17 protein-coding genes and 1 pseudogene are annotated in these 12,533 nt (G+C 73.0%); 8 read left to right on the plus strand and 10 right to left on the minus strand.

The genetic code is table 11. The annotated features are described in order from the left end of the window. Nucleotides 1–169 precede the first annotated feature (169 nt). Nucleotides 170–685 (minus strand): class I SAM-dependent methyltransferase, encoded by a 516-nt coding sequence (locus tag ACQ1X7_RS18715; RefSeq protein ID WP_432479751.1) that lies wholly within the window; start codon nt 683–685, stop codon nt 170–172. A gap of 77 nt (nt 686–762) precedes the next feature. Here ACQ1X7_RS18715 and dapB point away from each other — a divergent pair, with 77 nt between their 5' ends. After that, nucleotides 763–1,518, plus strand: coding sequence for a 4-hydroxy-tetrahydrodipicolinate reductase (dapB, locus tag ACQ1X7_RS18720; RefSeq protein WP_432479752.1), 756 nt, complete (start codon nt 763–765; stop codon nt 1,516–1,518). Between the two features lie 7 nt (nt 1,519–1,525). Here the strand turns inward: dapB and ACQ1X7_RS18725 are convergent, their stop codons facing one another. The 5 genes from ACQ1X7_RS18725 to ACQ1X7_RS18745 form a co-directional block, all read right to left on the minus strand. Continuing rightward, nucleotides 1,526–1,825, minus strand: a complete 300-nt coding sequence (locus ACQ1X7_RS18725; RefSeq protein ID WP_432479753.1) for an AzlD domain-containing protein — start codon at nt 1,823–1,825, stop codon at nt 1,526–1,528. Next, on the minus strand, nt 1,822–2,535 hold the full coding sequence (locus tag ACQ1X7_RS18730) for an AzlC family ABC transporter permease (protein WP_432479754.1): 714 nt from the start codon (nt 2,533–2,535) through the stop codon (nt 1,822–1,824). Before ACQ1X7_RS18730 ends, ACQ1X7_RS18725 begins: the two co-directional genes overlap by 4 nt. A gap of 32 nt (nt 2,536–2,567) precedes the next feature. Further along, nucleotides 2,568–2,747: a hypothetical protein gene (locus tag ACQ1X7_RS18735; protein ID WP_432479755.1), complete on the minus strand. Its 180-nt coding sequence runs from the start codon at nt 2,745–2,747 to the stop codon at nt 2,568–2,570. 101 nt (nt 2,748–2,848) lie between these two features. After that, nucleotides 2,849–3,400 carry a GNAT family N-acetyltransferase gene (locus ACQ1X7_RS18740; protein WP_432479756.1) on the minus strand — a complete coding sequence of 184 codons (552 nt, stop codon included), beginning with the start codon at nt 3,398–3,400 and terminating at the stop codon, nt 2,849–2,851. Then, nucleotides 3,397–3,984 carry a DUF3043 domain-containing protein gene (locus ACQ1X7_RS18745; protein WP_432479757.1) on the minus strand — a complete coding sequence of 196 codons (588 nt, stop codon included), beginning with the start codon at nt 3,982–3,984 and terminating at the stop codon, nt 3,397–3,399. The genes ACQ1X7_RS18740 and ACQ1X7_RS18745 overlap by 4 nt, the downstream gene beginning before the upstream one ends. A 185-nt stretch (nt 3,985–4,169) precedes the next feature. Between ACQ1X7_RS18745 and ACQ1X7_RS18750 the strand changes: the two are divergent. From ACQ1X7_RS18750 to ACQ1X7_RS18770, 5 genes and pseudogenes are all read left to right on the plus strand, one after another. Next, nucleotides 4,170–4,939 (plus strand): annotated as a pseudogene (locus tag ACQ1X7_RS18750) (PspA/IM30 family protein); the annotation flags it as partial. 9 nt (nt 4,940–4,948) lie between these two features. Next, nucleotides 4,949–5,227, plus strand: coding sequence for a PspA-associated protein PspAA (pspAA, locus tag ACQ1X7_RS18755; RefSeq protein ID WP_432479836.1), 279 nt, complete (start codon nt 4,949–4,951; stop codon nt 5,225–5,227). A 4-nt stretch (nt 5,228–5,231) separates the two neighbouring features. Further along, nucleotides 5,232–6,134, plus strand: coding sequence for a zinc metalloprotease HtpX (gene htpX, locus ACQ1X7_RS18760; protein WP_432479758.1), 903 nt, complete (start codon nt 5,232–5,234; stop codon nt 6,132–6,134). Continuing rightward, a complete protein-coding gene (gene pspAB, locus ACQ1X7_RS18765) occupies nt 6,134–6,706 on the plus strand; it encodes a PspA-associated protein PspAB (RefSeq protein WP_432479759.1) in 573 nt (190 codons plus the stop codon). The genes htpX and pspAB overlap by 1 nt, the downstream gene beginning before the upstream one ends. After that, entirely contained in the window at nt 6,703–7,839 is a 1,137-nt protein-coding gene (locus ACQ1X7_RS18770; RefSeq protein ID WP_432479760.1) for a sensor histidine kinase, read from the plus strand. The genes pspAB and ACQ1X7_RS18770 overlap by 4 nt, the downstream gene beginning before the upstream one ends. A 25-nt stretch (nt 7,840–7,864) precedes the next feature. Here the strand turns inward: ACQ1X7_RS18770 and nadA are convergent, their stop codons facing one another. The 3 genes from nadA to ACQ1X7_RS18785 all read right to left on the minus strand — a co-directional run bounded on the left by nadA (nt 7,865) and on the right by ACQ1X7_RS18785 (nt 10,479). Then, a complete protein-coding gene (nadA, locus tag ACQ1X7_RS18775; protein WP_432479761.1) occupies nt 7,865–9,049 on the minus strand; it encodes a quinolinate synthase NadA in 1,185 nt (394 codons plus the stop codon). A 120-nt stretch (nt 9,050–9,169) separates the two neighbouring features. Next, nucleotides 9,170–10,060: a GNAT family N-acetyltransferase gene (locus tag ACQ1X7_RS18780; protein ID WP_432479762.1), complete on the minus strand. Its 891-nt coding sequence runs from the start codon at nt 10,058–10,060 to the stop codon at nt 9,170–9,172. Beyond that, nucleotides 10,057–10,479, minus strand: a complete 423-nt coding sequence (locus ACQ1X7_RS18785; RefSeq protein WP_432479763.1) for an SRPBCC domain-containing protein — start codon at nt 10,477–10,479, stop codon at nt 10,057–10,059. The genes ACQ1X7_RS18780 and ACQ1X7_RS18785 overlap by 4 nt, the downstream gene beginning before the upstream one ends. Nucleotides 10,480–10,784: 305 nt before the next feature. Between ACQ1X7_RS18785 and ACQ1X7_RS18790 the strand changes: the two genes are divergently transcribed. Beyond that, nucleotides 10,785–11,867, plus strand: coding sequence for a glycerate kinase family protein (locus tag ACQ1X7_RS18790; RefSeq protein ID WP_432479764.1), 1,083 nt, complete (start codon nt 10,785–10,787; stop codon nt 11,865–11,867). Further along, the gene (locus ACQ1X7_RS18795) at nt 11,855–12,193 is read left to right on the plus strand and encodes a hypothetical protein (RefSeq protein ID WP_432479765.1); all 339 of its coding nucleotides are present in this window, start codon (nt 11,855–11,857) and stop codon (nt 12,191–12,193) included. The genes ACQ1X7_RS18790 and ACQ1X7_RS18795 overlap by 13 nt, the downstream gene beginning before the upstream one ends. A gap of 3 nt (nt 12,194–12,196) precedes the next feature. Here the strand turns inward: ACQ1X7_RS18795 and ACQ1X7_RS18800 are convergent, their stop codons facing one another. After that, entirely contained in the window at nt 12,197–12,517 is a 321-nt protein-coding gene (locus ACQ1X7_RS18800) for a PepSY domain-containing protein (RefSeq protein WP_432479766.1), read from the minus strand. Between the last annotated feature and the right edge of the window lie 16 nt (nt 12,518–12,533).

A 12,533-nucleotide genomic window follows, 5' to 3' on the forward strand; every position in this document is an offset into this window, starting at 1 on the left:
CTCACACGGCCACGGAGGACGAGCCATCTGCAACACCTCGATCATGTCAAGGCGTTGCACTCAAGGTTGAGCCCACAGCGAGCTCGCAGGCTCGGTCGCGCTCGCTGCTCAACCAGCACGCTTGGCGAGCAGCTTCACTGGCCCTCGCGAGCGAGGCCCAGGTAGCAGCTCACCTGCGCCCGATGATCCCGACGACGGGTGGGGCCTTCTGGTCGACCACGGAGACCCGGAAGCCGGCGCTGGAGAGCGCGGCCGACGCCTTGCTGACGATGTTGGGCACCAGCTCGGGCATCTTGGCCTCGTAGAACAGGTGCACCGCGCCACCGGGGAGCACCCGGTCGTGGAGCAGTGCCACCTCGTCGGCACACTCGCGCACCCAGAACAGGTTGACGTTGAAGGCGAACACCTTGGTGAGCCGCTTGACCGGCACCCGCAGGGTGGCCAGGTCGATCTGCCGGACCGTGAGCCGGCCCGCCTCGACGTGCTTCGCGCAGCGCCGCTTGGTGCGGTCGACGCCGGACTCGGAGCGGTCGATGGCGAACAGCTTGCCGGTCTGGAGACGCTCGCAGATCAGCTCGGCGCCGGCGCCGGGGCCGCACCCGATCTCGAGGATGTTGTCGTCCGGCCGGACGTCCATCAGGTCGACTGCCCACCGGATCCGCGGCGGGATCTGCTGCATCGCCATGGGCACAGCCTGCCACTAGCCGGCCGCACGAGTCAGCGGTGACCCACCGGCGCCGGTCGGCTCGCTAGGTTGGGCCCGTGAGCGACACGATCAGGGTGGGCGTCCTCGGGGCGCAGGGGAAGGTCGGATCCGCCGTCTGCCACGCGGTCGAGGAGGCGCCCGACACCGAGCTGGTCGCCCGCGTGGACCAGCACGACCCGATCGAGGTCCTGGAGGAGCACGGCGCCGAGGCGGTCGTCGACTTCACCCACCCCGACGCCGTCATGGACAACCTCCGGTGGTGCATCGGGCACGGCATCCACGCGGTCGTCGGCACCACCGGCTTCGACGAGGAGCGGCTGGAGACCCTGCGCGGCTGGCTGGCCGACTCGCCCGCGACCGGCGTGCTGGTCGCACCGAACTTCTCGATCGGGGCGGTGCTGATGATGCGGTTCGCGGCCCGGGCGGCGCGCCACTTCGAGTCCGTCGAGATCGTCGAGCTGCACCACCCGGACAAGGCGGACGCGCCCTCCGGCACGGCCCGTCGTACGGCGGAGCTGGTCGCGGCGGCCCGCCGCGAGGCCGGCGTCGGCCCGGTCCCCGACGCCACCTCCACGAGCCTCGACGGTGCCCGGGGTGCCGACGTCGACGGGATCCACGTCCACGCCGTGCGGTCCCGCGGACTGGTCGCCCATCAGGAGGTCGTGCTCGGCGGGCTGGGGGAGACGCTGACGATCCGGCACGACTCGACCGACCGGGCGTCGTTCACCCCGGGCGTGCTCACCGCGCTCCGGCAGATCGCGGGCCGGCCGGGCCTGACCGTGGGGCTGGACGACTTCCTGGGCCTCGACTGAGACCCGCTCAGACCAGTCGCACGAGCGCTGCGACGAGGGCCGCGCCGAACACCACGACCAGGAACGGGGCCCGGAGCAGCAGGAGCACGACCGCGGCGGCCAGGCCGACCAGCCGGGCGTCGACGACGAGGGCGCCGTCGGTGGCCAGGACCTGCACCGCGACCAGGGCAGCCAGCAGCGCGACCGGGATCAGGTCGGCCACGCGCTCGACCACGGGGTGGTCGAGCACCCAGGAGGGGATCGAGAACCCGGCCAGCTTGAGCAGGTAGCAGCCGATCCCTGCGCCGATGATCGCCGCCCAGATCATCGGGGTGCTTCGGGGAACTCGGTGGGGTCCGGGCGGCGCGACAGGACGCCGACCAGGAGGGCGACTCCGCCGGCCGCGAGGACGGGGACCCCGGCGGCGGTGACGGGCACCAGCCCGAGGGCCACGACCACCGCGAGCAGTGCGACCAGCTGGTTGCGACGGTCGGCCAGCCGAGGCCAGAGCAGCGCCAGGAACGCGGCACCGACCGCGGCGTCCAGCCCGTAGGCGCGTGGGTCGCCCAACGCCTCGCCCGCGACCGCGCCGACGAGGGTGAAGGCGTTCCAGAGGACGAAGATCGAGAGGCCCGTCGCCAGGAACCCGACCCTCGCGAGCTCGGGGGTGGGCCGGGTGATCGACATCGCGGTCGACTCGTCGATCAGCAGGTGCGCCGCGCCGACGCGGCGTACGCCGTTCCACCCCAGCAGCGGCGCCACGCGCAGGCCGTAGAGCGTGTTCCGGGAGCCGAGCAGCAGGGCGGTGGCCGACGCCGCTGCGGGGGAGCCGCCGGCAGCGAACACGCCGACCATGGAGAACTGGCTGGCTCCGGTGAACATCAGCAGCGACAGCACGCAGGTCTGCGCCACGCTCAGTCCGGAGGCGACCGCGACGGCCCCGAACGAGGTGCCGTAGAGCCCGGTGGCGACTCCCACGCCGATGCTGTCGCGGACCACCGCGCCCCGGTCCTCGGGCGGGGTCGCAGCATCGGGCACCCCGCGACCCTAGCGCCGGGCGGGACGAGGTCTCAGCGGCGTCGCGAGATGCGGATCGGACGCTCGCGCGGCCGGCGGAAGTCGTGGGTCGCGAGCCAGACGACCATCAGCCCGGCGCCGAGGCCCACCCCGATGCCACCGAGCGGGAGGTCGAAGAGGCCGGCGAGCCAGATGCCGCCGGCGAGGAACAACATGAGGAGCAGAGCGGCCACGAGAACCCTGTGCAGCTGCGGTAGTGGACCCATGCGAGGTCTCCCCCCTCCGGTCCGGCGGGTGCGACCGGACCTCCATGGTCCTCCGGATCTGCTGGAAATCAAGGGTCGGTGAGCAAAGTATGGAGCCGGACCTGCTTCACGGTGGTGGTACCGCTGCCGTCGAGGTCGAGCTCCCGGTGGGCGCCGTCCGGAGCCCACCCGGCGTCGGTCAGGAATCGGCGCAGCGCGTCGTCGTCGGCCGTGGCCCACAGCACCGCGCGCCGGAACCGGTCGGCCACCATCGTGTCGACCCCCGCCTGCAGCAGCCGCGACCCGTGGCCCAGCCCGCGTGCGTCGGGATCGACGGTCAGCTCCATCAGCTCGGCGTCGGCCACCGGGTCGCAGTCGGGGTCGAGCGCGGGGGAGGTGATGGCGAAGCCGGTCACTCGGTTGCGTTCCAGTGCGACCAGCACCCGCACCCGCCCGTCCGGTGGGCGGGTCAGCGTCTCGCGCCACGCCTCCGCCGCCTCCTCGGGCGCCACGTCGAGCACCTCGGGCGGCAACAGCCCTCCGAGGTCGGTACGCCGGGTCGCCAGCTGCACCCGGGCGATGGCCGGCGCGTCGTCGGCCCAGGCGACCCGGCAGGAGACGTCCGCGGCGGGACCCGTCACCGGTAGTGCTCGGGCAGGCTCTGCCCGATCCGGACCTGTGACTTGGGCAGCCGCATGAACTTCATCTGCATCGCCCGCGAGATCGCGTAGTAGGTGGTCCCCTTGGTCGGCTCGTCGGGGAAGCGGCGGCCCAGCTCACGACGCAGCCGGAACCGGAGCCACACCAGGTCGACCACGACGATCAGCAGCATCCCGAGCAGGATCGTGTTGCCGGTCTGCATCAGGTTGGGGTTGCCGGAGTAGCCGAGCACCAGCACCAGGATCATCACCGGGATCATCAACTCGACGAAGGAGAACCGGACGTCCACGAAGTCGCGGATGAACCGGCGGACCGGCCCCTTGTCGCGCGGCATGTAGTAGCGCTCGTCGCCGGACTTCATGGCCTGCCGGACCTTGCGGCTGGACTCCGCCCGCTGCTCGCGCTGCCGCTGGGCCAGCTCCTTGCGGCTGCGGGGCGGCTTGGCCCGCGCCTTGGCGGCGGCCTCGGCCTCCCTGCGGGTCGGCGTGGGCCTGCCCTTGCCGCCTTCCTTGACGGGCTCGGCGGGGGTGCTCGCCTCGGCGCTCTGCTTGGTACGACGGAACAAGGTGGGCCTTCGTGCTGTCCTCGATGCGGTGGGTCCCCGAAACCCTACCCGGACCTGCGTGAGGACCGTGCCCCCGCGTGCGCGTCGGGCCGCGGGGACGCCTCCGGCCCGGTGTCCTCGCGAGTGGGCTGCCAGATCCCGCGGAGCAGGTATGCGGATTGGGAGACGCGCCCTAGGGTTGGGCCATGAGCCTCATGAAGCGCATCAGTCTCATCTTCCGGTCCAAGGCCAACAAGGCCCTCGACAAGGCCGAAGATCCTCGCGAGACGCTCGACTACAGCTACCAGCGGCAGCTCGACCTCCTCGCGAAGGTGCGCCGCGGGGTGGCCGACGTCGCCACCAGCCGCAAGCGGGTGGAGCTGCAGGTCAACCAGCTCGAGCAGCAGTCGACGAAGCTGCAGGGCCAGGCCGAGAAGGCGATCTCCGTCGGCCGCGAGGACCTTGCCCGGGAGGCGCTCACCCGCAAGTCCGGGCTGGCCAGCCAGATCGGTGACCTCAAGGCCCAGCACGCCCAGCTGCAGGGTGAGGAGGAGAAGCTCACCCTGGCCCAGCAGCGCCTGCAGGCGAAGGTCGAGTCCTTCCGCACCCGCAAGGAGACCATCAAGGCGACGTACACGGCGGCCGAGGCCCAGACCAAGATCAACGAGGCGATGTCGGGCATCGGCGAGGAGATGGGCGACGTCGGGATGGCCATCCAGCGGGCCGAGGACAAGACGGCCTCGATGCAGGCGCGCGCGGGCGCCATCGACGAGCTGATCGCCTCCGGCGCCCTCGACGACGTCAGCCAGGTCGGGGGCGGCGACGACATCGCCCGCGAGCTCGACTCGATGAGCTCCGACGCCGACGTCGAGGCCGAGCTCGCCCGGCTCAAGGCCGGCGCGGCCCCCGAGGCGATCGAGTCGGGGCAGGACGGCGGCGAGATCCTGGAGGTGGAGCCCGAGAAGTCCGCCGACGAGGGCAAGACGTGATCGTCCGGATCCTCGGCGAGGGGCAGTTCGACGTCCCCGACGAGAAGGTGCAGACCCTCAACGACCTCGACGACGCGGTCGAGTCGGCCGTGGAGGCCGGCGACACCGAGGCGTTCGGCCGCGCCCTCGCGGCGCTGCTGGCCGGTGTCCGCTCCGCCGCCGTACCCCACGAGGCGGGCACCCTCGACGCCTCCGACCTGATCCTGCCGCCTCCCGACGCGTCGCTGGAGGAGGTCCGGGACCTGCTCAGCGGCGACGGCCTGATCCCCGGCTGACCCCGTGGCCCACTCACGCTTCGTCAAGGACACCGGGCTGACGGTCCGGATGACCACCGTCATGTTCCTGCTGGGGGCGCTGTTCGTCGCGCTCGTGGTGGCGATGATGTACGTGTTCAGCGAGTTCTGGCTCCTCATCGGACTGGCCGGCATCGGCGTCGCGTTCTGGCAGTGGTGGAGCTCCGACAAGGTCGCGATGCGGGCGATGCGGGCCCGCGAGGTCACACCCGAGGAGGCTCCGGAGCTCCACGGCATGATCGACCGGCTCTGTGCGCTCGCCGACATGCCCAAGCCGCGGGTCGGGATCTCCGACATGCGTGTGCCCAACGCGTTCGCGACCGGGCGTTCGCCCAACCGCGCGGTGGTCTGCGTGACCACGGGGATCCTGCACACCCTCGACGACGAGGAGCTCGAGGCGGTGCTCGCCCACGAGCTGTCCCACGTCGCCCACCGCGACGTGCTGGTGATGACCGTGGCGTCATCGGCCGGGATCGTCGCCGGGATGCTCACCCGCGGTGCCCAGTTCGGGGCGCTGTCCCGTGGCCGGGACAGCAACGGGGGCCCTGCGATCCTGATCGCGATCGTCGTGAGCCTGGTCGTCTACGCGGTGAGCTTCTTCCTGACCCGGTTGTTGTCCCGCTACCGCGAGATGTGCGCCGACCGTTCGGGCGCCTACCTCACCATGAAGCCGGCGGCCCTGGCCTCCGCTCTGCAGAAGATCACCGGGGAGATGTCGACGATCCCGCAGCGCGACCTGCGGGCGACGAAGTCGATGAACGCCTTCTTCATCGCCCCGGCGCTGCGTGGGGTCTCGCTGTCGACGATCACCTCGACCCACCCCTCGCTCGAGCAGCGGCTGGAGCAGCTCGCCCGGATCCAGGCCGAGCTCGGGCGGCCCACCTCCTGATGGGGCTCTGGGACGCGCTGACCGGACGGCGCCAGGAGAAGAGCGCCGACCTCGACTCGCTGTTCCTCGTGCCGAGCGCCGCCGTCACCCTGCAGACCTCGATGGCCCTGCAGCCGACCGGGTCCGGATCGGTCTGCTACCGGGCGGCCGGCGGCGAGGCGTTCCGGCAGCTGCAGGAAGAGGTCGTGGCGCTCCTCGACGACGACGCCGACGCGCCGGACGTGACCGTGACGACCGACTCCTACGGGTTCAGCTGGCTGACCGTCGCGGGCGACCCCACCGACGTGGCCGGCCTGTGCACCGACCTGCACGCCGTCAACACCACCCTCGAGGCCCAGGGCTTCGGCGCCGGGCTGCTGTGCTCGCTGGTCCCGTTCGTCGACGGCGCCGGCCACCGGGTCGGTCTGGTCTACCTCTACAAGCAGGGCACCTTCTACCCGTTCGCGCCCCGGGGGGCGCAGCAGCGCGACAACCTGCTGGAGATCCAGGTCCGCGACGCGATCGCCGCCGAGCTGCCGGTCGAGAAGGACCTCGGCCGCTGGCTCGCCGTGTGGGATGCTCCGGGCTTGTGAACGCCAGCGACGACCAGGTCCGCGAGCAGGCGATCGAGGAGTACGCCGTCCTCGACGCCGAGCCCCGGCGCGGCCTCGAGGCGCTGACCGAGCTCGCCGCCCTCTGCGCCGGCGTCCCGATGGCCTCCCTCAACATCATCACCGCCGCTGAGCAGCGCCAGGTCGCGACGTACGGCTTCGAGGCCTCGACCTGTGACCGCGCGGACTCCATGTGCGCCCGGGTGCTCCACGAGGAGGCGACCGTGCTCGTCCCCGACGCCAGCGTCGACGCGCGGTTCCGGGACAACCCGTTCGTGACCGGCCCCCACGGCGCGGTGCGGTTCTACGCCTCGCACGCGCTCACCACCCCGGACGGGGTGGTGATCGGGCGGCTCTGCGTGTTCGACGAGAAGGCGCACGAGATCGGACCCACCCTCGCGACGGCGCTGACCACGATCGCCGACCGGGTCGTCGACGTGCTCGAGCTCGAGCTGACCTCGCGGCGGCTGCTGGTCGCCAACGAGCGGCTCGGTGCGTTCGCCGGTCAGGTCAGCCACGACCTGAAGAACCCGCTCGCCGCGATCCGGATGTCGGTCGAGCTCGCGCGCGACGAGGTCGACGACCTCGGCCTCTCCAGGCTCCTCGAGCGCGCGGAGCGCGGGGCGCAGCGGATGGACGCCATGATCAGCGAGCTGCTCAGCTTCGCCCGGGGCGGTGGCGACCCCGAGCTCGTCGAGGTCGACCTGGCCGCCCAGACCGCCGAGGTCGTCGAGGACCTCCCCCCGGCGAGCGCCGCACAGGTCCGGGTGGGCGAGCTGCCGGTCGTCCGCGGCGACACCCTCCAGCTGCACGCCGTGATGCAGAACCTCGTGGCCAACGCGGTCAAGTTCTCCGAGGACGATGCCCCCGTCGAGGTGTCCGCCGAGCGTCTCCCGGCGGGCTGGTGGATCGGGGTGGCCGACCGCGGACCCGGGATCCCCGAGGTCGACCGCGACCGGGCCTTCGAGCCGCTGGTACGACTCGACCGGTCCAAGCCGGGCAGCGGCATCGGACTCGCGACCTGCCGCCGGATCGTGGAGGCCCACGGCGGCCGGATGGGGATCGCGGACCACGAGGGCGGCGGCGTGGTGGTCTGGTTCGAGCTGCCCGACTGAGACCGGGTGCGGCGTACGCCGGTGGTCAGTCGCGGTGGGACCGGCCCGGGAGGTCGAGCATCCGCTGCAGCGCGACCCGCGCCCAGTGGGTGGTGTCGGGGTCGACCTCGATCCGGTTGACGACCGTGCCGGCCACCAGCGACTCGAGTGCCCACACCAGGTGCGGCAGGTCGATCCGGTTCATCGTCGAGCAGTAGCAGACGTTCCGGTCCAGGAACGCGATCCGCTGCTCGGGGTGGGCGGCCGCGAGCCGCTTGACGAGATTGAGCTCGGTGCCGATCGCCCAGGCCGAACCCGGGGGAGCGGCCTCGACGGTCTTGATGATGAACTCGGTCGACCCGATCAGGTCGGCCTTGAGGACGACGTCGTGGGTGCACTCGGGGTGGACCAGCACCCGGACGTCGGGGATCGTCGCGCGCAGCTCGTCGACCACATCGGCGGAGAACCGGCCGTGCACGGAGCAGTGGCCGCGCCACAGGATCATCCGGGCGTCGCGGAGCTCCTCGGCCGTCAGCCCGCCGTCGGGCAGCAGCGGGTTCCACACGACGCAGTCGTCCAGCGAGAGGCCCAGCTGGAGCACCGCGGTGTTGCGGCCGAGGTGCTGGTCGGGGAGGAAGAGGACCTTCACAGCCTCGGACGAGCCGGGCTTCTGGTCGAAGGCCCACTCCAGCGCGGTCTCGGCGTTGCTGGAGGTGCAGACGGTCCCGCCGTGGCGACCGACGAACGCCTTGATGTCGGCGCTGGAGTTCATGTAGGTCACCGGCACGACCGAGTCGGCGACGCCGGCCGCGGTCAGCGAGTCCCAGGCGTCCTCGACCTGCGCCAGTCGCGCCATGTCGGCCATCGAGCAGCCGGCCGCGAGGTCGGGCAGGACCACCTGCTGGTGGTCGGCGGTCAGGATGTCGGCCGACTCGGCCATGAAGTGGACGCCGCAGAACACGACGTACTCGGCGTCGGGCCGGGCCGCTGCGTCGCGGGCGAGCTTGAAGGAGTCGCCGGTGACGTCGGCGAACTGGATGACCTCGTCCCGCTGGTAGTGGTGGCCGAGCACGAACGCCCGCTCGCCCAGCGCCTCGCGCGCCGCCCGCGCCCGCGCCACCAGGTCGGGGTCGGACGCCGCCGGCAGGTCACCCGGGCACTCCACGCCCCGCTCCGAGTCGAGGTCGCGTCCCCGCCCGAGCGGGAGGAGGGGAAGGTCGACGGTGCTCATGACCAGATCCTAGGCCGCGGACCGGAGACGCCTGATTGCGGTACTCCAGTGACAGTCGTCCCCCCGAGGACCCCGAAAGGGGGCCGTTCGTCACTGGAGTACCGGCCGCCGAGGCTCCGGTCAGAGGAAGGTCGGGTGCGGGAGGTACGGCGCGGGCTCCTTCATCCGGCGCAGGGCCAGGAAGCCGCGCGACCAGATCTCGAGCCGCGCCCGGGTCGCCAGGTCGACGGCCCAGTCGTTGGCCGCGGAGACGTGGCCGATCTCGACGGGCACGTCGGGGTCGGAGGCCGCCAGCCCCTCCCAGGCGAGGGCGGTGGCGGCGCGCCGGTCGGTCGCCGCGAGCAGGACCGGCGCCCCCGACCCGTCGACGTAGGCGTAGCCCGACCCCGCCGGCCGGTCGGTCACCAGCAGCCGCAGCTCGCGACCGAGCACCTCGTGGTCGGGGCCGTGGGCGGCGCCGCGGGTGCGACGGTCCAGCGAGTCGAGCAGGTCACGGTCGCCTGGCGTGCCCTCCCGCACGTGGCGCACCACGGGCAGCAGCGACCGGTCGACGGTGCCGCGGAGCAGCATCTGCGGGTGCAGGCGGAACCCGGACGTCGCGTACCGCCGCAGGGCCTGGGGGTCCTCGGACGCGTTGAGCATCCCGCGCAGGCAGCCACGGCCGTGGTGGAGCGCGGCCTCCAGGAGGGCCCGGCCGAGCCCGCGGCCCTGCAGCTGCGGCCGGACGGCGTACGACGCCAGGATCCACATCAGCTCGCGCACCGACGAGGTGGCGAAGCCGACGACCTCGCCGTCGGCCTCGGCCACCCAGCAACCACCCGGGTCGGTGGCGAGCAGGTGGTGGGTGCGCGCGTGCCAGCGTTCCCGGCGCTCGGGTGGGCGGGATTGGGGGTCGGGCCAGGCCCGCTGGTAGGTACGCAGGTCGAGCTGGTGGAACGCCGTCGAGCTGATGCGCTCGCACGCCTCGACGTCGTCGGGGCGCATCGGCCGGATCCGGGCGTCGCCGGTCATCGGGCGGCGTGCGCCGCGTAGCGCGTCATCAGGTCGTCCCAGTGGGTGTACTTCTCCCGCAACCCCGCCGTGGCCTCGGTCCAGCCGCCGTGCTCGAGCCGGACGTGCGTGCCCTCGGCGGCCGCCCGGAACGTCACGCTCAGGGTGGTCGGGTGGTCCGGTGTGTGGCCGAGCCAGAACGTCTGGGCGTACGCCGACGGCGGGTCCCACGTCGTGACCTCGCCCCAGACGTGCCGGCTCCCTCCGTGTCGCAGCGCCACCTCGCCGTCGGGGTCGATGTCCACGCCGGTGAACGTCGCCGGGTCGGGGGAGAGCACCGGGTCCCACCACTCGCCCATGTGCGCTGTGAAGGCCAGGAACGCGGTGCGGGGCGGCAGCGGGACCGTGGCCTCGGCGACGATCGGCGGGAGCGGGTCCATGGCCCCATCGTGACCCACGACCCTCAATCTCCTCGCCCCTTCGCGAGCCCGGGCACGCCCGGTCTCGCGGGCTCGGGATTTCGAGACGTCCGGGCCGTCCCGTCGCGAAGCTCCGGTGCGGCGCCGGACCCTCAATCTCCTCGCCCCTTCGCGAGCCCGGGCACGCCCGGTCTCGCGGGCTCGCGATTTCGAGACGTCCGGGCCGTCCCGTCGCGGAGCTCCGGTGCGGCGCCGGACCCTCAATCTCCTCGCCCCTTCGCGAGCCCGGGCACACCCGGTCTCGCGGGCTCGGACAGGATGGGGGGATGCGCGTCCTGATCGCCCCCGACAAGTTCGCCGGCACCCTCACGGCCGTCGAGGCCGCCGAGGCGATGGCCGAGGGGTGGCGCCGGCAGGCGCCCGCGGACGAGCTCGACCTCGCGCCGATGGCCGACGGCGGCCCCGGGTTCGTCGACGTCCTGCACGCGGCGCTGGGCGGCGAGGTGCTCGCGGTGACGGTGCGCGGGCCGCACGGCGAGCCGGTGCCGGCGACGCTGCTCCGCGTCGGGGACACCGCGTACGTCGAGTCCGCGCAGGCCTGCGGGCTGCACCTGCTGGACGGCGACGCCGAGCAGGCGACGACCGCCGGGGTGGGCGAGCTGGTGGCGGCGGCCGTGGACAGCGGTGCCCGGCGGGTCGTGGTCGGGCTCGGCGGCTCCGGCACGAACGACGCCGGCGCCGGTCTGCTGCACGCCCTCGGGGCCACGGCCGACGGGCCGCTCGACGTCGGCGCGGCCGGCCTCACCGCCGTGTCCGCGATCGACCTGGCGCCCGCGCGCGACCGGGTCGCGGGGGTGGAGCTGGTGGCGGCCAGCGACGTCGAGAACCCGCTCGCCGGGCTGTTCGGGGCGACCAAGGTCTTCGGCCCGCAGAAGGGCGTGACCGAGGAGCGGATCCCGGTGGTCGACGGCTGGCTCGAGGGCTTCGCGGCGGTGGCCGGCCGGCGTACCGCGCTGGAGAAGGGTGCCGGGGCCGCCGGCGGGCTGGGCTACGGGCTGCTGCTGCTCGGCGCGACGCGCGAGCCCGGCCTCACGCTGGTCGCGGAGGCGGTCGACCTGGGACGCCGTGCCCGCGAGGCCGACCTGGTGCTCACCGGTGAGGGCGCCTTCGACTTCTCGAGCCGGGCCGGCAAGGTCCCGTACGGCGTTGCGTCGGTCGCCGGCGAGGCGCTGCGGCCGTGCGTCGCCCTGGCCGGCAAGGTGCTGGTGGGGTCCCGTGAGATGCGGGCCCTGGGCGTGGAGGCCGCCTACGCGATGGTGGACATGGTGGGCGAGGAGCGCTCCTTCGGCAACCCGGCGGGCGCCCTGGCCGACGTGGCGGCGCGGGTGGCGCGGTCGTGGTCGCAGTGAGCCGGCAGGGCAGTCGGGGGCGCGCCGCCCTGGTCGGCCTCGTGGTGGCCGCGGTGGGGGTGCTCGGCTGGTTCCTCGCCCGCGGCTGGTACCTCGACGACTACTGCTTCAGGCGCGCCCCGGTCCCGCCGGGGGCCACCGAGAGCAGCAGCGTCCAGGGGCCGTCGCTCGCCTCCCCGGTCAGCCTGCGCTGCGACTGGGCTGCGCACCCCGACGTGGTCGTCGTGGACCCGGTGCCGGTCCTGGCGCTGCTCTTCGTGCTGCTGGTCGCCCTCGTCGCCGCGCTCGTCGTGCTGGTGCGCGGTCAGCGGGGCACGTCGGACTGACCCTCAGTCGTCGTTCCCGTCGTCCTCGTGGTCGGCCTCCGAGGAGACCACCTGGAAGTCGCGGTCGAGCTGGACGTCGACCTGGCTGCCGTCGTCGAGGGTGACCTCGACCTCGTAGTAGCTCTCCTCGTCGCCGACCTCGGTGCCGGTCACCTCGCCACCGCCGGTCTCCTGCAGCGCGGCGTCCGTTGCCTGCTCGAGGGCCGGCCCCTCGACGGGGCGATCGGTCGCGTCGTCGTCGGAACCGGCGAGCGCCGCGCCGCCGCCACCGAGCACGAGGACCGCGACGGCCGAGGTCGTGATGAGGGCCTGTTTCCTGTTCATGACCACCACGGTGCAC

Source organism: Nocardioides sp. GXQ0305 (assembly GCF_050880345.1).
Lineage (GTDB): Bacteria > Actinomycetota > Actinomycetes > Propionibacteriales > Nocardioidaceae > Nocardioides.

Excerpts from the sequence above, each read along its gene's own strand:
- ACQ1X7_RS18715 (WP_432479751.1), bottom strand. The coding sequence starts at position 685 with ATGGCGATGCAGCAGATCCCGCCGCGGATCCGGTGGGCAGTCGACCTG.
- ACQ1X7_RS18725 (WP_432479753.1), bottom strand. The coding sequence starts at position 1,825 with ATGATCTGGGCGGCGATCATCGGCGCAGGGATCGGCTGCTACCTGCTC.
- pspAB (WP_432479759.1), top strand. The coding sequence starts at position 6,134 with ATGGGGCTCTGGGACGCGCTGACCGGACGGCGCCAGGAGAAGAGCGCC.
- nadA (WP_432479761.1), bottom strand. The coding sequence starts at position 9,049 with ATGAGCACCGTCGACCTTCCCCTCCTCCCGCTCGGGCGGGGACGCGAC.
- ACQ1X7_RS18780 (WP_432479762.1), bottom strand. The coding sequence starts at position 10,060 with ATGACCGGCGACGCCCGGATCCGGCCGATGCGCCCCGACGACGTCGAG.
- ACQ1X7_RS18785 (WP_432479763.1), bottom strand. The coding sequence starts at position 10,479 with ATGGACCCGCTCCCGCCGATCGTCGCCGAGGCCACGGTCCCGCTGCCG.
- ACQ1X7_RS18790 (WP_432479764.1), top strand. The coding sequence starts at position 10,785 with ATGCGCGTCCTGATCGCCCCCGACAAGTTCGCCGGCACCCTCACGGCC.
- ACQ1X7_RS18800 (WP_432479766.1), bottom strand. The coding sequence starts at position 12,517 with ATGAACAGGAAACAGGCCCTCATCACGACCTCGGCCGTCGCGGTCCTC.